Annotated in this window: 17 protein-coding genes; 8 read left to right on the top strand and 9 right to left on the bottom strand. The window is 42.6% G+C overall.

Annotated elements, in window-relative coordinates; all coding sequences use genetic code 11:
• Nucleotides 1-89 precede the first annotated feature (89 nt).
• Entirely contained in the window at nt 90-1,892 is a 1,803-nt protein-coding gene (locus DJ568_RS01020) for an ATP-binding protein (RefSeq protein WP_114003368.1), read from the top strand.
• Here the strand turns inward: DJ568_RS01020 and DJ568_RS01015 are convergent.
• Nucleotides 1,889-2,347, bottom strand: a complete 459-nt coding sequence (locus DJ568_RS01015; protein ID WP_114003367.1) for a type I restriction enzyme HsdR N-terminal domain-containing protein — start codon at nt 2,345-2,347, stop codon at nt 1,889-1,891. The two genes, DJ568_RS01020 and DJ568_RS01015, sit on opposite strands and share 4 nt — an antisense overlap.
• A gap of 153 nt (nt 2,348-2,500) precedes the next feature.
• On the opposite strand from DJ568_RS01015, the gene holA reads away from it, so the two are divergent.
• On the top strand, nt 2,501-3,517 hold the full coding sequence (holA, locus tag DJ568_RS01010; protein WP_114003366.1) for a DNA polymerase III subunit delta: 1,017 nt from the start codon (nt 2,501-2,503) through the stop codon (nt 3,515-3,517).
• Here the strand turns inward: holA and DJ568_RS01005 are convergent, their stop codons facing one another.
• Nucleotides 3,518-4,621 carry an ABC transporter substrate-binding protein gene (locus DJ568_RS01005; RefSeq protein WP_114003365.1) on the bottom strand — a complete coding sequence of 368 codons (1,104 nt, stop codon included), beginning with the start codon at nt 4,619-4,621 and terminating at the stop codon, nt 3,518-3,520. It abuts the gene before it with no gap.
• A gap of 176 nt (nt 4,622-4,797) precedes the next feature.
• Between DJ568_RS01005 and DJ568_RS01000 the strand changes: the two genes are divergently transcribed.
• On the top strand, nt 4,798-5,202 hold the full coding sequence (locus tag DJ568_RS01000) for an EVE domain-containing protein (protein ID WP_114003364.1): 405 nt from the start codon (nt 4,798-4,800) through the stop codon (nt 5,200-5,202).
• A gap of 364 nt (nt 5,203-5,566) precedes the next feature.
• On the opposite strand, the gene DJ568_RS00990 is transcribed toward DJ568_RS01000, so the two are convergent.
• The 3 genes from DJ568_RS00990 to DJ568_RS00980 all read right to left on the bottom strand — a co-directional run bounded on the left by DJ568_RS00990 (nt 5,567) and on the right by DJ568_RS00980 (nt 9,676).
• Complete coding sequence (locus tag DJ568_RS00990) at nt 5,567-6,097, bottom strand: acyl-CoA thioesterase (RefSeq protein ID WP_114003362.1); 531 nt, start codon at nt 6,095-6,097, stop codon at nt 5,567-5,569.
• Nucleotides 6,098-6,200: 103 nt separating this feature from the next.
• Nucleotides 6,201-7,463 (bottom strand): type IX secretion system plug protein, encoded by a 1,263-nt coding sequence (locus DJ568_RS00985; protein ID WP_114003361.1) that lies wholly within the window; start codon nt 7,461-7,463, stop codon nt 6,201-6,203.
• Between the two features lie 299 nt (nt 7,464-7,762).
• Entirely contained in the window at nt 7,763-9,676 is a 1,914-nt protein-coding gene (locus tag DJ568_RS00980; RefSeq protein ID WP_114003360.1) for an ABC-F family ATP-binding cassette domain-containing protein, read from the bottom strand.
• 225 nt (nt 9,677-9,901) lie between these two features.
• On the opposite strand from DJ568_RS00980, the gene DJ568_RS00975 reads away from it, so the two are divergent.
• Both DJ568_RS00975 and DJ568_RS00970 read left to right on the top strand, forming a co-directional pair.
• Complete coding sequence (locus tag DJ568_RS00975) at nt 9,902-11,011, top strand: phosphotransferase enzyme family protein (protein ID WP_114003359.1); 1,110 nt, start codon at nt 9,902-9,904, stop codon at nt 11,009-11,011.
• Between the two features lie 133 nt (nt 11,012-11,144).
• The gene (locus DJ568_RS00970; protein ID WP_114003358.1) at nt 11,145-12,587 is read left to right on the top strand and encodes a glycoside hydrolase family 5 protein; all 1,443 of its coding nucleotides are present in this window, start codon (nt 11,145-11,147) and stop codon (nt 12,585-12,587) included.
• 81 nt (nt 12,588-12,668) lie between these two features.
• Here DJ568_RS00970 and DJ568_RS00965 read toward each other — a convergent pair whose 3' ends face one another.
• Entirely contained in the window at nt 12,669-12,857 is a 189-nt protein-coding gene (locus DJ568_RS00965) for a YtxH domain-containing protein (RefSeq protein WP_114003791.1), read from the bottom strand.
• Nucleotides 12,858-13,033: 176 nt separating this feature from the next.
• Here DJ568_RS00965 and DJ568_RS00960 point away from each other — a divergent pair, with 176 nt between their 5' ends.
• Entirely contained in the window at nt 13,034-14,092 is a 1,059-nt protein-coding gene (locus DJ568_RS00960; protein ID WP_199560818.1) for a type III polyketide synthase, read from the top strand.
• Between the two features lie 4 nt (nt 14,093-14,096).
• Nucleotides 14,097-14,591: an isoprenylcysteine carboxyl methyltransferase family protein gene (locus DJ568_RS00955; RefSeq protein WP_114003357.1), complete on the top strand. Its 495-nt coding sequence runs from the start codon at nt 14,097-14,099 to the stop codon at nt 14,589-14,591.
• Nucleotides 14,592-14,607: 16 nt separating this feature from the next.
• Here the strand turns inward: DJ568_RS00955 and DJ568_RS00950 are convergent, their stop codons facing one another.
• Genes DJ568_RS00950 through DJ568_RS00940 form a run of 3 tightly spaced genes read right to left on the bottom strand, consistent with a single transcriptional unit; the run spans nt 14,608 to nt 16,092 of the window.
• Nucleotides 14,608-15,297, bottom strand: a complete 690-nt coding sequence (locus tag DJ568_RS00950) for an ATP-dependent Clp protease proteolytic subunit (protein WP_114003356.1) — start codon at nt 15,295-15,297, stop codon at nt 14,608-14,610.
• A gap of 17 nt (nt 15,298-15,314) precedes the next feature.
• Nucleotides 15,315-15,581 carry a hypothetical protein gene (locus DJ568_RS00945; protein ID WP_147238682.1) on the bottom strand — a complete coding sequence of 89 codons (267 nt, stop codon included), beginning with the start codon at nt 15,579-15,581 and terminating at the stop codon, nt 15,315-15,317.
• Nucleotides 15,562-16,092 carry an RNA polymerase sigma factor gene (locus tag DJ568_RS00940; RefSeq protein ID WP_114003354.1) on the bottom strand — a complete coding sequence of 177 codons (531 nt, stop codon included), beginning with the start codon at nt 16,090-16,092 and terminating at the stop codon, nt 15,562-15,564. The genes DJ568_RS00945 and DJ568_RS00940 overlap by 20 nt, the downstream gene beginning before the upstream one ends.
• Before the next feature lie 164 nt (nt 16,093-16,256).
• Here DJ568_RS00940 and DJ568_RS00935 point away from each other — a divergent pair, with 164 nt between their 5' ends.
• On the top strand, nt 16,257-17,870 hold the full coding sequence (locus DJ568_RS00935) for an ArnT family glycosyltransferase (protein ID WP_114003353.1): 1,614 nt from the start codon (nt 16,257-16,259) through the stop codon (nt 17,868-17,870).
• Nucleotides 17,871-17,879 lie beyond the last annotated feature (9 nt).

Raw genomic sequence — 17,879 nt, 5'->3', positions numbered from 1 at the left:
TTGCAGATACTTTTGTTGCTCTATAACTATATTTCATCAATGTATGATAATATAGTGTGGCATAACAACGTATTATTGCAAAAAAACTAATGAGTAACAAGAAGGCGGGATTTTTTAATTTTTCACTTTATAAAATACTTGACGAGGAACAATCTATCCTTGACCGTGCCCGTATAAAATTACTTTATTACGGTTTACTAGCCGTTGCCGCGGCAGGTGCCCTTGTACTAATAAACGTATACGTACAGGAGCAAACCAAGATGGCGTATTCCGCAGCCTTTATGCTGATAAGTGCTATAACTTTATTTAAGTACTTAACATGGGATCCTAACTGGCACCGCGTATCGCATGCAATACTGGTTGTAACAACGCTATCAAATCTTACCGACGTTTATGTGATTTTGCAGGATGTAAATGTGGTAGGCATGCAGATGATCATACTGGTCATTGTATTTTCGTTTTATATGCTTGGCCAGCGCTGGGGAATGTATTACTCCCTGGCCAATGTATTGCCGGTACTTGGGTTTCTAATTTTACAGTATGAAACCAATTATATTATAGACTTTAAGCCCGAGCGATTAGACCAGTCTACCGTAATTATTATGACGGTTACCAATTTCGGGCTGATCATCTTCATTCTAAGTCATTTTTATGAGGCTTTTATAACAAATATCCGTCAGTTTAAAGAGAGCAGCGAAGAGCAAACCGAACTGAACGTAAAGCTGGAGAAAGCTATAGGCAAGGCTGAAAAATCATCGCAAGCTAAATCGGAGTTTTTATCCACGATGTCGCATGAAATCCGTACGCCGCTTAACGCGGTTATTGGCATGACCAACCTGATGCTGATGAACTCACCCCGAACGGACCAAAAGGAGAACCTGGATATATTAAAATTTTCTGCTTCCAATTTGTTGGCAATAGTTAATGATGTGCTTGATTTTAACAAAATAGAATCAGGTAAGGTTGTGTTTGAAAATGCGCGTTTTAACCTGGTCGACCTGATGCAGAATATTTGCGGCGGCTTGAGAATTAAGGCTGAAGAGAAGGGTTTATCATTTACCCTTGATGTAGACCAACGGCTTAAAAATAAAGTGCTTATTGGCGATCCAACACGTATTACACAAATAATTTTTAACCTGGTAAGCAATGCCATTAAATTTACACACCAGGGTAATATATGGGTAAACGCCGCGTGTATTGAAGACCGCCATAATACAAGCACAGTTAAATTTTCTGTAAAAGATACCGGCATTGGTATCGAACAGAATAACCTGGAAAAGATTTTTGAGCCCTTTGCGCAGGAATCTGTTACCACTACACGCCAGTATGGCGGCACCGGTTTAGGGCTTGCCATTGTAAAGCGCCTGCTGGAATTGCAGGGCCTGCATATGAACGTGAACAGCAAGGTAAGCATTGGCTCAGAATTTTCATTCAATATGGAATTCCCGGTGTCTACGGAAGTTGTGCCGGAAAAAGAGGAATTAAGCGAGCTGCTGCAAAGTGATAACCTGAGCAACTTGCAAATACTGATAGCAGAGGATAATGTGGTGAACGTAATGTTGATGAAAAAACTCCTCTCAAAATGGAGAATAACGCCTACCATTGCCGAAAACGGCGAACGTGCGATCCAACTCCTTCAATATGGTAATTTTGATTTGATATTGATGGACTTGCAAATGCCGGTGATGAACGGTTTTGAGGCAGCCATGGAAATACGCAAACTGCCTGACCCGCGTAAGGCCAACATACCTATTATTGCACTTACAGCATCGGCTTTATTTGATATAAGAGAAAAAGTGTACAGCTCCGGCATGAATGACTACGTATCCAAGCCGTTTAAACCAACGGAATTGTTTGAGAAGATGCAAAACCTGGTGACTGTAGCGCACTAAAGTTCCCCATAGCCGGGTAGCGCTTCAATAAACTTATAATCGCCGCTTTCATGATTTATATGGCAGTAATAGTGCTTTAGGCCGTTAGTAACCGCGAGCAGCGCAATTTTATGAGTCATGTTGTAACGGGCAATTTGGTCAAAAACCTTTTGGTTTATTGTTACGGATGGCGCTTTGCATTCTACCATCAAAATCTTTTGTCCCGCATTATTAAATACCACGATGTCTGTACGTTTTGCCATGCCGTTATATCTTAATCCGCCCTCCAGCCGCATCAGTGATTTTGGATAATGCTTTTGGTTAATAAGGTATTGTACAAAATGCTGCCGTACCCATTCTTCAGGCGTGATAATAATGGTTTTTTTGCGCAGTTCATCAAACATGGTAAGCTGCCCGTTAATTTCGGTAATTTTAAAAGGATAGGGGGGTAATGCAAGCGGACGCAGTTGGTTCATTTTAATGCAAAGCCAAAAGTAAAAAATTAAAACTGATACCCCTTCATGAGCCATTGATAATACTATAAGATATATAAGCCATGCTTTAAGCTAAAAATATATGAACCTGCCGGCTATTTTTGACTTTTGAATTTTTACTTTTGACTTTGCACCATGACGGCCGCCGATATACTTAAAGATTTTAAAAACCGTAAGTACAAACCCTTGTACCTGTTGCATGGCGAAGAGCCGTATTACATTGACCTTATAAGCGATTTTGTTGAGCACGAGTTGCTATCGCCTGCCGAACGCGGTTTTAACCAAACCGTATTTTATGGCAAGGACACTGATATTATGACCGTGCTGAACGCAGCTAAACGTTACCCCATGATGGCCGAGTACCAGGTTGTACTGGTTAAAGAGGCCCAGGAAATGAAATGGGGAAAAGACGATGAAGATAAAAAAGGCATCAACCCAATATTGGCTTACCTTGAAAATCCATTGCCTAGCACAGTACTTGTTTTTTGCTATAAATATGGCAAGTTTGATAAACGAAAAAAAACGTATAAGGCCATTGACAAGAATGGGCTTGTTTTTGAGTCGTCGCCTTTGTATGATAATAAAATACCGGGATGGATAGAGGGCTTTGTAGGTGAAAAGAAATATAAAATAAGCCAGCAGGCATCAGCTATGTTGGCCGAATACCTGGGCAACGACCTGTCTAAAATAGCTAACGAGTTAGAAAAACTGATGTTGAACGTTCAACAAGGACAGGAGATTACCCTGAAACATATACAGGATAATATAGGCATCAGTAAAGAATATAATGTGTTTGAGTTACAAGCCGCGCTTACACGCCGGGATGTGCTGAAAACCAATCAGATTATTAATTACTTCGAGGCTAACCCCAAGGCTAATCCGGTCGTGCTTGTATTTGGTAACCTCAACAACTTTTTTAGTAAGGTGCTTACCTATCATTACATACAGGATAAATCACAAGCGGCAAAAGAACTTGGCGTTAACCCATATTTCTTAAAGGATTATGAACAGGCAGCGCGTACCTATAATTACGCTAAAACCATGCAGATAATTAGTTTGCTCAGGGAATATGACCTCAAAAGTAAAGGGGTGGAGTCTACCCTTGGCCCCGGTGAACTTATGAAAGAGCTTATGTTTAAAATACTTCACTGATTAAGGCTGCGTTTTAAACGTTGTAGGGTATATAATATTCCCGCCATTAACCCAGATAGAGCCCGTAACACCGTTATGTTGTTTAGCCTCTGTTGGCTTAGGTATTTTTAAATAATCTAAGCTTTGCGCCTGCTCAACGCCTGCAAACATAATTTTTACAGCATCATAGGTGATTGCTGCGAGGTTTTGCGGTGAAGTTTTAAAAGCGTTATTGTAAGCGGCAATAAACGCTTTGGTTGCCGGAACATCTGAGTTAAGATCAAAGTCAAAATCCAGAAAGGTCACATCGGTGGCCGATGAACCCGCAGCTGCAATTACCGCCGGATTGTTAAATTGAGGGTCGGCTACAATACTGCCTTTATAACCCGCTTCACGCAATTGTTTGATGAACGTTCCAAGGCTGTTACCCAAACCTATAACATAAATGGCTGATACCGCGCCGGTGTTTTGGCCTGTTATCACCCTTCCATAATCAAGGCTTTTATCGTCATACGCCACGTCAAACGGCAGGGTTATGCCGTAACTGCCCGCCTTTTCTTTCATTTTATTGTTGATGCTGTTCCCAAACTCGGTGTTGGCATAAAAAATACCTGTAGAATTAACGCGCAGTTCATCACGCAGGTACTCCAGTATATCGTCAGAGGTTTGGCCCGATTCGATATAATTGCGTACGCTATAATTACTGCCCTCAAGTAATTTGTCGGTGGCGGCGCTGGCAACCAGTATTACTTTGTTTTTTTCAGTCTCAGTCTTTACTGCTAATGATACATCGCTGGTGTTGGTGCACACCATAAAAGGTTTGTTGTTGGTATTAAACATGCGTTGCACCTGTTCAAGTCCGGTAGCAGCTACTCCTTTTGAGTCTTGTATGTCTAGCTCGATTTGCCGGCCTAAAAGTCCGCCTTTTGCGTTTTGCTCCTGCACAGCAAGTTGGATGCCTTTTAGTGTGTTATCGCCCGTAACCGCTCCATTGCCGCTCAGGCTCAATATCACACCTATTTTTAACTTATTTTTTTCGATATTTCTTTTATTGCTGCATTGGGTAAGCAAAAGTGGTATAATCAGCAAAATAGTAAAAAGGGATATGGCGGTAGTTTTTATCATCTAACGGATTTGTTTAGTTGTGTAATTTTACACAATAAATGCTGGTAAATAAAATCCGGGTGATGGCAGAGTAATTATTTTGAGCTTGCGGCAGTGAAAAAGTGCATCCTATCTCAATTTTATTTGTTTTTACCTAATTTTGTGCCTTGATATTCAACCGTTAATTATTTTTTGACATGAACTACTGGTTAGTAAAAAGTGAACCTGTAAAATATAGCTGGGAAAAATTTAACCAGGATGGACGTACATTTTGGGACGGCGTGCGCAACTACCAGGCGCGTAATAACCTGCGTGCTATGAAGGAGGGCGACCTTGTGCTTTTTTATCACAGTAATGACGGCAAGGAAGTGGTAGGTATAGCCAAAATAGTTAAAGAATCGTACCAAGACCCAACCACGGAAGACCCAAACTGGGTAGTTGTTGACCTCTCGCCGGTTGAAACGTTAAAAACCCCGGTAACGCTTGAGCAAATCAAGGCTGATGAACGTTTAAAGGATATAAGCCTGGTTAGGCAGGGCCGTTTATCAGTAATGCCACTAAAGCGCGAAGAGTTTGACAGAGTAGTAGAGTTAGGCAGTTAATTAAACTCGCCAAAGAAGTTTGATATCTCAAAATAAAACGATTTTTCTTTTTTATTTGACGTTACTACCGTGATTATATCATAAGGCTTTTTGTCATAAAACGCCGATGATTGCCGTACAACGTTATGTCCCGGGTAATTTTGTGATATCCATTCATATTTCTGTCCTGACTCCTTCCTGCGAATTGGTTAGGGTGATTATAATAGCTTTTTTATAAGAGGATCCGTCGCGCACAGTATAGTCTAGAGCAGCGGCCTTGACGGTATCAGCAGCAATTATTGATTTTTTGCCTGCACATGCACCAAGCAGGATGGCCAATATTAACAAATTAATCTTGTTTTCATTTTTGTGCGTCAATACGCTACTAATTCGTGTCTTTTCCACTCTCCATAAACAAAGCCTTCAGTTCCGTCGCGTCGTCGGGTTTCATTTTTCCGCCGAGTATCAGGCGTAATTGCCGGCGGCGCAATGCACCGGCATATAGGGTTTTTTCTTCTTTAGTTTCGGGATGTATCTCAGGGACAGGTATGGTATGGCCCTGCTCATCCAATGCCACAAATGTATAGTAAGCTTCGTTGCACTTAAAGTGTGTGCCCGAGGGTATATTTTGCCCCCAAACGTCCAGTTTAACTTCCATTGATGTATTGAATGACCGCGTCACCCTTGCTTCTATACTTACAACATCGCCCAGTTTTACGGGTTTCTGAAATGATACATTGTCAACAGAGGCGGTCACCACCACCCGGTTACAATGTTTTTGCGCTGCTATGGCGGCGGCAATATCCATCCAGTGCAGCAAACGTCCGCCCATTAAATTATGCAGGGGGTTGGTGTCATTGGGCAATACCAGTTCGTTCATAACAGTCAGTGAGTCAGATGGCGTTTTATTTTTCATATTATAAATATAGCAATGTTATTGTAAGCTCATGGTCAGATACTAAGACGCTAAAATATTCTTAAGCACATGCCTTTAAATATCTTTACCACCTTATACATCCTCAGCGCCTGCTGCCGGTATTTACCTGCTGAAAGCCTGCGAGTTCTTCCCAACGCGAACCGGGCGGCCTGTAATACACAAAAAGCTGGTAGTCGTTCTCAGTTTCATAATGGCTGCCTTCAATTACTATGTCACTCGCTTTGCCGGTGGCGCTGTCAACCCATATATATTCATAGTCGTACACGCCCTGTTTAAGAAATTGCCGGGTAAAGAACCTCCCGTCTTCCGGATCATACCGGAGTTTGCTCTTGTCATTGAGCTGATAATTGTTAAATCGGCCAACTACATACGCCGAGCCATCGGCGCCATTTTTTTTTGCATCAAGGGTAAAGTACACCCAGGCGTAATCTCCGTCAACCCGGGTATCGTAGCCATCCTGGTTAATGATCAGGAAATTGCCATTATTGTCATACTGAAAGCTGTAAGCCTCATTGGCCCTGTTTATATCCAAGTTAAGCAGCACCACATTAGCTGTATCGCGAAATATCCTTTCAATATTCCGGGCACCCGCCTTTAGTGAGCGCATGTCAAATAACCTAAACTCATTACGCCCGGGGTAATCATTGATATTTACATCATTATATACCAATTGAGTGCCGCGTATATAGGTAGGTTTAGTGTTGAGCAAACCAGCATCGGGGCGCAGATTCTGCGTAACATATACCCGCATATCTGTATTAGGGTTCTGCACCCTCAGGCTCCCATAGTCAACCGTAAAATTTAGTTTTTGATTGGTAAGCCTTTTCAGCGGATCGTTTGACTGCACAACATTAGCGTTGATAGATACCCTGCTATTGATGATATACAGTTTGCGGGTAAATACCAGTTTACTTTTGTCGCCATCTTCATATACTTTTAAGATATAGTTGCCCGCATATTTAGGGATAAGATTGGCGTTAGGGAATTTTATTTCGTAATGCACATACTTACGATAGGTTCCGGTAGAGTATTTATAGGTCAGAAACTGGTCCTCAGTAAAGCTTTGAAGGTATTCGGCAGGTGATAGGCGCGATGAGTTCCAGTTTGCATCGCAATGTTCCACAGTATAATAGTAATTGCCTGTTTGGCCGCTCAGGTCGTCAAAGGCTATCACCACCCTTTCGTTTGAATTAAGGGGCAGTATGGGTATCGAGCCTTGTTTGCTCTCGTTATAAAACTCAATGCTTGCTATCCCCGGTTTGTAGACGGTTTCGGTATACGGCTGGCCAAAGGCAAATGTCAATGATAGATTGAACAGCAACAAGGATATTAATTTCTTCATCATAATTCTTAAATATCATATCGTCATTGCGAGGAACTAAGCAATCTTTTTAGGTTATGTCATCATAGCCTAACAAGTTTTAATATACAAACTAAAAGAGATTGCTTCGTTCCTCGCAATGACGTATCGTGCGTAGATGCTTAATGCCTGTGTAAACATGTTAGCGAAGGCCTTACTCGCGCCCTTCAACATGCTAAGGGTGACATCCCTCTAATATGTTTATTAATCCTTATAGTCTGGCAGATTAGTAATCCCGCAGTTACCCGCTGAGTTAACTTTATTTACAGATAACTATTCCGCGCCTATGCCTCCAGTTCCAATATTTGCTCCGCTAAGTTCTCCCAGTTTTGTTTTACAGTCTTCAATTCGTTTTGCTTTTGCTGATAAGCCGTATTAGCTTCTTTTAAACGATTATTATCTGTATAAATTTTATCGTCAGCTAACTGGGCTTCCAGCTCTTTAACTGCCTTTTCCAATTCAGAAATTTGTTGTTCCATCTTAGCAAGGTCCTGGTTCAGTTTTTTCAGCTGCGCAGGCTTATCATCGCCATGCTGTTTAACAGGCTCAGGTTTTTTCTCTTCTTTTTTTGGTGCGGGGATAGCAGCCTTAGGCTCGAATTTGCGCTTCGCAAACCACTCGTCATACTCGGCATAAGTGCCCGGGTAAATTTTTATCTTCTGGTCTTCAATAAACCATATTTTGTTGGCTACATTATCTAAAAAGTACCTATCGTGCGATACAACGATAAATGTGCCCTCATACTGCTGTAAAGCTTGTATCAGTATGTTTACTGATTGTATATCAAGGTGATTGGTAGGCTCATCCAGCACCAGGAAGTTGGCATCGGCAGTTAATGCTTTAGCCAGCGCAACACGCGATTTTTCACCGCCCGATAGCACCTTGATCTTTTTAAATACGTCGTCGCCTGTAAACAGGAATGATCCTAAAATGGTACGCAGCTCAGTATCAGTGTGTTTGGGCGCAAATGATTGCAGTTCGGCCAGAATTTCGTTTTCCAAATGCAACGATTCTAACTGATGCTGCGCAAAAAAGGTGGTAGAAACGTTGTGACCTATAGTCGCAGTGCCCGTAAAGTCACTATCGGCACCGGCAATAATCCGCAGCAGGGTTGATTTACCACGCCCGTTCGCACCAATCAAGGCTATCTTATCACCTTTTTCTATCACCGCTTCGCCGCCGTTTAGTATATCAATGGCCGGGTACTTCTTTACTATATTTTCAAGAGTGACAACATGCCTGCCGGATTGCTTTGAAAAACGGAAAGCAAAGTTAACGCTGGGGTTATCGTCATCTACATCATCTACACGCTCCATCTTATCAAGCATTTTTATGCGCGATTGCGCCATTTTTGCTTTAGAGGCTTTGGCACGGAAACGCTCTATCAACCGCTCTTCCTGGCGTATTTTTGATTGCTGGTTTTTAAACTCGCCGCGTTGAATTTCTTCGCGCAGCGCCTTCTCTTCCAGGTAAAAACTATAATTGCCGGCATACACAGTAAGTTTACCCTTACGCGACTCAACCGTACGGTTAATCACCTTATCCAAAAACCACCTGTCATGCGATACAATGATCACTGCCCCCTCAAAATCACGCAAATATGTTTCCAGCCACTGTATTGATGGTAAGTCAAGGTGGTTGGTGGGCTCATCCAGTAACAAAATATCCGGTGCCTGTAAAAGTATTTTGGCCAGCATAACGCGCATGCGCCATCCGCCCGAAAATGTACTGAGTTTGCGGTGGGTATCGCGCTCGCTAAAGCCCAAACCTGCTAATATTTCATGGGCTTTATATTCAATATTGTAGCCGTCTAATGCTTCAAATTCAGTTTGTTTATCGCTTAGTTTGTGCAGCAGGTCTTCACTGTAATCGGTTTCCAGTTTTTTAAGCAGGTTTTCTATTTCCGTGTGCAGCTGGTTTTGACGCTCAAAGGCCTCCATGGCCACATGCAGAATATTTTTGTCTGACGAATAGCTCAACAGATCTTGGTTAAGATATCCCATGGTAAGGTCCTTAGCCATAGATATGGTACCGGAAGTAGGCTTATATTCGCCCACTATCATTTTCAAAAGGGTGGTTTTGCCGGTTCCGTTAGCGCCTATCAGGCCGATTTTTTCTCCGGGTTTAATATGCCAGTTGGCCTCATCATATAATGCCCTTGCACCTATCTCAAAAGTAAGATTATTTATAGCGATCATTTGGCCGCAAAGATACGAAACACCGCTCAAATCCTTCTACCGTAAATCACTTAAGTGCCACAGATGCTTGCCTCACCATGCACTGTAGATTTCAAATCATCCTTAACAACAGGGCATCTCTGGCGAATTTCTTAGATTGCACCCAAAGTAAATTATAACTTAGTGTGCAATCGGCTCGTGGCTTTGCGGCGTTTTGGCTGTAACATTTCGGAACAAATCTTTACTATGCAATCCATTGATAATATAATCCAGGTGACACGTAGTTTCCATTGTACTGCAAATACAGCTACGCTTAAAGTATTCGGGTCCGGGCATATTAATAATACTTTTTGGCTCCAAAATGAACTGCCGGGTGGCTCTCCGTACTTGCTGCAATGTATCAATCATCAAATTTTCACCGATGTTGAAAAGCTGACAGAAAACATGTGCCGGGTGATCAGCCATCTGAAACAAAAGGTGAGTGCTGCAGGGGGCGACCCGGACAAGGAAGTAATGACCCTGATACCGGGTAAAGACGGTAAATATTTTTATAAAGATGAGTATGGCAGCTATTGGCGCATGGCTTACTTTTTAGAAAATACCAAAACTTACGACATAGTTAGCACTCAAAAGCAGGCCCGCCAGGCAGGAATAGCATTCGGCAGATTTCAACAAATGCTGTCAGACATGCCAGCCGGTGTGTTGCATGAGGTTATACCCGACTTTCATAATGCCCGGAAGCGCTTACAGGCATTAGATATGGCTATAGCAAACGATCCGCTGCATCGGTTAAAAGAAGTTTCGCCCGAAATAGATTATGTGAAGCGGTACGCATCTGCCATGCTATATTTTGAACAGCCCGAACAACAATCAAAGCTGCCCAAACGAGTTACGCACAATGATACCAAATGTAATAATGTACTACTAAATATGCAGGACGAAGCGCAATGCGTGATAGACCTGGACACGGTTATGGACGGCTACCTGGCATTTGATTTTGGCGATGCTATCCGTACCATCATCAACAAGGCAGCGGAAGACGAAGCCAACATTGAGAATGTCCAGCTTAATATGCCGCTATTTGAGGCTTACACCGCCGCATATTTGAAGGAGGTGGCAGGCTTTATAACCCCTGAAGAAACCGCTTCGCTGATAAAAGGGGTGATGGTGCTGCCATATACTCAAACAGTGCGTTTTCTTACCGACTATCTGAACGGCGATACCTATTACAAGGTTAAATTTGCCGGTCATAATTTACAGCGGGCACGGGCTCAGTTACAGCTCTTCAAACAGTTATATGCTAATAGGTATGCATTACGCAAGTATATCGAAAATGAAATGCGTAATTATAGGTGATTGTATCGTTAAAATTACTCTGTTTTACTGCTATTTGTACAAACAATGGTATATTTGCCACGTACGGCACTTTGTGGCCGGCTTAAACCTTTTTAAATCCTGATCGCCTATACGGTGGCATTAACCTTTAATTATGAAATTTAAATTTTACTGTTTCATCCTATTTATTGCATTGTGCGGACTGTTTTCAAGCTGCAAAAAAAGCGATGTCACGCGTGAAAAAAAGCAATCGCTAAAATCGGAAGCTGTTGTAAACAACTACACTGTACACGCCACAGTGAGAAAACTTGATGCCGTGGGCGGCGACAAGTATAATTATGAGTTTACCTTTTGGGTAACAACTAATGATAACCCCGATAACGTGCTTAAATTACCTGGTAACCTGCGTATAACCGGCGAGTTAAGGGGTGGGCCGGGTAAGCTGCAATGTGAGGTTGTATTACCCGCCGGCAGCCGTGTTACCCGCAGAATATACGAGCTCAAATCACCCTTATCAGTAGTAGGTAAATTTAGCGTACCCGGCAGTTACCAGGGGAAACCTATAAAATGCGATGCAACTGTGGTTGAACAGCCTTATAACCTTTCGCCGATAAAAGTACAGGGTACAGGTTTTGTTGATGCAAATGGCAGCAAATTTATACCGTGGGGAGTAAACTACACCAACACACACCAAATACCATTGATGGACGACGAGTGGTTTGATGATGCCAAATGGGAAATTATAAAAAATGATTTCAGGGAAATGAAAGCCATGAACCTGAATGTAATACGCATACATCTTCAGTATCATAACTTTATGAACGGGGTAAACAACCCCAATTTACAGGCCCTGAAACGACTTAGGGAACTAATAGAATTTACTGCCCAAATCGGTTTATATGTTGACATAACAGGCTTATCAAGCTACTTTAATGAAGATCCGGCGTGGTACACCAATCTTAATGAGACTGGCCGCTGGGCCACACAGGCTATTTTTTGGAAGGCAGTGGCAAGGGCATCTAACGGATACAACAACGTGTTTTGTTACAACCTGATGAACGAGCCTGTTACCCCGTCAAAAAGTACTGATATATGGCTGCCCGGCGAATCATTGGCAGGTTACTACTTTATACAGCATTTAACCCGCGAACCTAAAGGCCGCTCGTGGTTAACCGTAACCCGTGCCTGGATAACCCAACTCAAAAAAGCAATAAGGGAGGAGGACAGCCGAACCCCTGTAACAGTGGGCTTTATTGGTTTAGGAAACATCAGCAATTTTAATGATCTGCTTGACTACAACAGCATACATATTTATCCTGAAGAAGGTAAAATCCCTGAATCCCTAAAGATTATTAAAGCAAGCGTATCCAACAAGCCTCTTATTGTAGAAGAAACAAGCTGGGGTGGTGGCTTTAAAGATATGACTACGTTTATAAACACAACCCAACAGGAAGGTTATACAGCGGGATACATGGCGCATTACCACGGCGAGACTATAGAAGAACTTGAAAAGAAGCCAGATATAGGTTCGGCCATACAACGCGAGTGGTACAAGTTATATACCCAGGAGCTAAATCCTAATTACAACAAGCCTTAAGGATGAACTTTTAAGAAAAAAAAACCCTGTAGCATGCTACAGGGTTTTTTTTTACAGCGTTAAACTGTTTACGCCAGTGTTTTATGATTGTACGCGCTGCGATACCTTAGACAAAGCGTCTTCCCCATATTTTTTAAGGTTATCAGCCAGGTCAGGGGCTTTATCCATCATGTCGTCAAAAATAGAACGACCGTTTGACTGTTTCTTGGTAACGTAGTTTACTCCGTAAGCTACGGCGGCACCTATTGCAATAAATTTTAGTAAGTTCATAATGTTTTGTTTTTCTAGTAACATCTATCATACAATGATGATGCCAGTATTACAATTACCGGTGAAATCTGTTACATAATAAATTAGGGTTGTAAACAATAAAATAAAGCTGATGTTTATCAACGGTAACAGGATGTCTCATCAAATACGGTTGCATAAATTTACTAAACGTTAACATGCCATATATAGCCTCAGTATCTAAAATCGATCTGCCGGATAAAGCCGACCAAATGGAAGTAAAAGAGCAGGCGCGCGAAATGTTCGCTGCCAACTTCCCGCAGGTTGACAGGCTGATATATGCCTTTGACAATACAGGCATACAATATCGTAATTTTTGCAAACCCTTAAGTTATTACGCCGAGGCTCATACCTTCGAAGAGCGCAACAACGATTACATACAACTATCGTTGCAGTACTCGGTACAGGCTATAGAAGATTGCGTTTTAAAAGCGGGAGTAAAAAAAGAGGACATTACCGACCTGTTTTTTATATCAACCAGCGGCCTGGCTACACCCAGTATTGATGCATTGATCATCAATAAAATGCATTTAAACCAGCATATCAATCGTTCGCCGTTATGGGGGTTAGGCTGCGGCGGTGGCGTATCGGGCTTAGCAAAGGCTTGTACTGCTGCTAAAGCTAATCCAAATGCTGTTGTACTGCTTGTGGCGGTAGAAATGTGTTCGCTAACATTAATAAAAAACGACTACAGCAAGAGCAATTTTATCGGATCAAGCCTTTTCAGTGATGGCGTAGCAGCCTGTATTATTAAGGGAGATAATCATGCAGCAAGTGGTTCAGTGCGCTACGTGACTTCGGGCAGTAAGCTGTACTATGATTCGCTGGACGTAATGGGTTGGGATTTCCAGGACACCGGCTTTAAGGTGCTATTTTCGAAGGATATACCTACCTTTATTAACGAGCGTATAAAAGATGACATTACCGCTTTCCTTAAAGGCCATAACTTGCAATTAAGTGATATAAAAAATTTCATCTTTCATCCCGGTGGTAAAAAAGTATTGGATGCCTATATGAATGCGCTGGAACTTGACCAGCACGCTTTAGATAACACCAGGGGGGTAATGCGCGACTATGGCAACATGTCGAGCGTTACCGTGCTGTATGTGCTCGAACAATTTTTGAACAAGGGCTTTACTGATGGATATGGCTTGATGCTGGCTATGGGGCCGGGCTTTTCGAGCGAAATGGTACTATTACAAATGACCAACGGTTAGGGCTATGGATTTTGCCATTTTTATCTCCCTGTTCATCATACAGCGCTTGTCTGAATTATATATAGCCGCGCGTAATCAAAAATGGTTGTTGCAACAAGGGGCTATAGAGTACGGGCGCGAACATTACCCGTTTATGGTCGCCATGCATACGCTGTTTATTGTGTCGCTGATAACCGAATACGTTCTGCGTGATAGCCCGCCCGTCAACTATAATTTTCTTGCGATTTTAATTGCGTTGCTGCTGTTTAAATTTTGGGTCATATCGTCATTAGGCAGGTACTGGAATACCCGCATTTACCGCGTACCAAATTTTCAGCCGATAGCTAAGGGACCCTTTAGATGGCTCAAACACCCTAATTATACCGAAGTTGTTTGCGAGATTGCCATTATCCCCCTTGTGTTTCATCTGTACTACACTGCCGTGATTTTTACGTTGTTAAATGCGGCCATGTTATATGTAAGAATAGGGGTAGAAAATAAGGTTTGGAAACAGCAGTAAGCCCCCGGATGCGGCGTTATTTGCTTTCCCCTAATATCTCATCTATCATACCAAACTCTTTTGCCTCATGTGCTATCATCCAATGATCGCGATCGCTTACGGCATGTACAGTTTCATAATCTTGTTTGCTGTGCTGGGCTATAATTGAATATAACTCATGCTTGATTTTGGCTATTTGCCGGGCAGTTATTTCAATATCTGATTGCGGACCGTGCACACCGCCGGATGGTTGATGCAGCATTACACGCGAATGCTTAAGCGCTGCACGCTTGCCCGCAGCCCCGGCACAAAGCAGTACCGAAGCCATGGAAGCAGCCATGCCGGTGCAAATTGTAGCCACATCCGGCGATATAAACTGCATGGTATCATATATGCCAAGCCCGGCATACACCGAACCGCCCGGTGAATTGATATACAGTTGAATATCGCGTTTGGGGTCGGCAGACTGCAGGAACAGCAATTGCGCCTGTATGATGTTAGCTACCTGGTCATCAACAGCCGTCCCTAAAAATATAATACGGTCCATCATCAGGCGGGAAAAAACGTCCATTTGCGCCACATTGAGCTGCCGTTCTTCAATAATATGCGGTGTCATGCAAACAGGTAGAGCGGCAGTGTTTATGTACGCTGCATAGCTGTCAAGGGTTAAGGTACCTGCATAGCGGTTCCCTGCCGCGTATTTGCGGAATTCATTAAAATAAGTCATTATGATATATCTTTAAATTAGCTGAAAAGGCGCAGCACGCGCTGTGCAAAATTGCGATACTTTTTGTTTGTGAACAGCTGCTGGTGTACAGCTTCTATTTCTGCCTTTAACTTTTTACGGCCATATTTTTCTATAAGTGTATAGGTGTGGCGCTGTGCTAAAACGTTGTGCTCAGTTTCCGCGTTAAGTATCCTGTCTGCATCAAATAACAACTTGTCGCCCGGCAGCAGCCGGCCCGCCATGTAATCCTCAATGCGTTTTATATTATTCAAGGAAGTCCTCATAAGTTAATGCTTTTTGTTTAACGGTGACACGCACCTTTTCCAGGCACTTGTATTTTTGTACGGTTGCGGAGCGTTCGCCCGCGTAGCCAAATAACGCGGCAATATCTTTAACTGCGAGCTTATCATAATAAAAAGCCCGCAACAGTTCCATACACCGCTGTCCGGCTGTTTCAAGGTAAGCCATTATCGCGTTGGCTGAAGCCGCCTGCTCATGCTCATCTTCAAAATCGTAGTTATCTAAAGGCCGCTTCAAATCATTGTGCTTGAGTCGCTTTAACCATAAGTGGCGCGCAATTCCAAGCAGGTAGGCGGTATCTGAATTATTTATTTGCGCAGGACCTGCTATTACCTTTTCATAATAAATTACCAAAGCGTCCTGAAATATATCTTTTGCATCGTCAAAAGTGCCGCCCATTTTACAAATGTACCTGGCCGACGCGGGGAACGTTTTTTTGTACAGCGTTATAAAAAGCTCCTCGCGCCACGCTTGTATGTTCAATGTAGTTGCCATAATTTATGGTTTTATATATAAGTGCATTGTTGTATTAAAATATCACCCGCGCTTAGTAAAAATGCGTATTTATACGTAATGATGAAAGTACGGCATTTTTGAATTTTACAATTGCGTTAAAACTTAATTAATGTACAGTAGTAATATTTGTACTGCTGGAACACATGAAAATCACCAAACAGAACGCAGCAAAAAATGTCTTTTATATCATCGGCTGTACATTTATAATACGCCTGCTTATTGCCCATTATACTGGTTTAGGCATGGGCGAATCCTACTACTTCCGTGGTGCGCTAACCATAGAGTGGAGTTATTTTGACCAGCCGCCTTTATTTTTTTGGCTTAGCTGGCTTAGCATTAAATTATTTGGTATTACAACCCTGGGTTTACGGTTCCCGGCGGTTTTGCTGTTTGCCGGTTCAAGCTGGCTGCTGTTTATACTTACCCGGTATTTATTTAATGCCGCCGCCGGCTTTTGGGCCGTAGTATTAATGAATTTAAGTGCCGTATTTACTATATCTGTAGCGGCCTGGTTTCAGCCCGATGCGCCGTTGATATTCTTTTGGCTGGCTGCGGCCTATTGCTTTGCCCGGGTGCTGGATGTAAGATTATCGGAGGGTTCAACGCAAAAACGCAACGTTTACCTGTGGTGGACGCTCACCGGTGTATTGATGGGGTTGGCTACGTTAAGTAAGTATCATGTGTTATTCCTTTTTGCCGGTGTGTTTTTATATGTGATTACTGATAAAAACCGTTGGCATTGGCTTATACATCCGGGTCCGTATCTCGCAGTCGGTATAACTTTGCTGATATCCTTCCCGGTAGTTTGGTGGAATTATCAAAATAACTGGGCCTCATTTGTTTTTCAGGGCTCACGCGCCGGTGCGGATGAAAATTTTACGCTACATCCCGAATGGTTATTAAGGAGCATTGCCGGTCAGGCATTATGGATGCTGCCGTGGATATGGTACCCGGTGGTTAAGCAATTATTCACTGCTTATAAGTTACGAACTACTTCAACCGTGTACAGCTTTGTATTTTGGACTGCTGTACTGCCGGTTGTATTTTTTACCGTAGTAACGTTATGGGCCGACCTGCAATATCATTTTCACTGGCAGGCGCCCGGCTATATGATGTTGTTTATGCCACTTGGATATTTTATAAATAAGGCGCTTAATAGCGATAACAGGCAGCAGAAAAGAGTACGTCAATGGCTTGCTTTCTCAGTTGCCTTTACCGTGCTTACTATAACGGTATTGAGTTTGCATATGGTAACCGGTTTTTGGCAAGCCTATGGCCCGAAATGGTTAGTGAGCCTTAACGGTGATATAGACGACCCTACAATACAAGGCATAGATTATGAAGATATACACACCCGGTTTGAAAAAGAAGGCTGGATGGATAATAAAAAACTGTTTGTTGGTAGCCCCCGCTGGTGGCTTGCCGGTAAAGTAGACTGGGCTTTAAAAGGTAAGAAGGACATAGTGTGCTTCAACAGTGACCCGCGAAATATAGCTTTTCTGGTTGATCCTAAAAAGCTGACTGGGCATGATGCAGTGATAATAGGCCAGAGGCATCAGGAGAATATTGATAATGACGTAAAACCTTTTTTTGACTCGGTTACCCAATTACCTGATATTAATATTGTTCGCAACGGTATAGTGGAGTTACGCCTGCAGGTTTACTACTGTAAAAATTTCCGTCAGTCTGAACAGGAGCGATCTGATTTACCACTTTACCGGCAATTAAATGGCCAGCCACCCTTTAGCCAGCAATAAGTCGTTTAT

Origin of the sequence: Mucilaginibacter hurinus, assembly GCF_003324525.1 — a bacterium.
GTDB lineage: Bacteria > Bacteroidota > Bacteroidia > Sphingobacteriales > Sphingobacteriaceae > Mucilaginibacter > Mucilaginibacter hurinus.
This window is presented reverse-complemented; position numbering and strand designations above follow the sequence as displayed.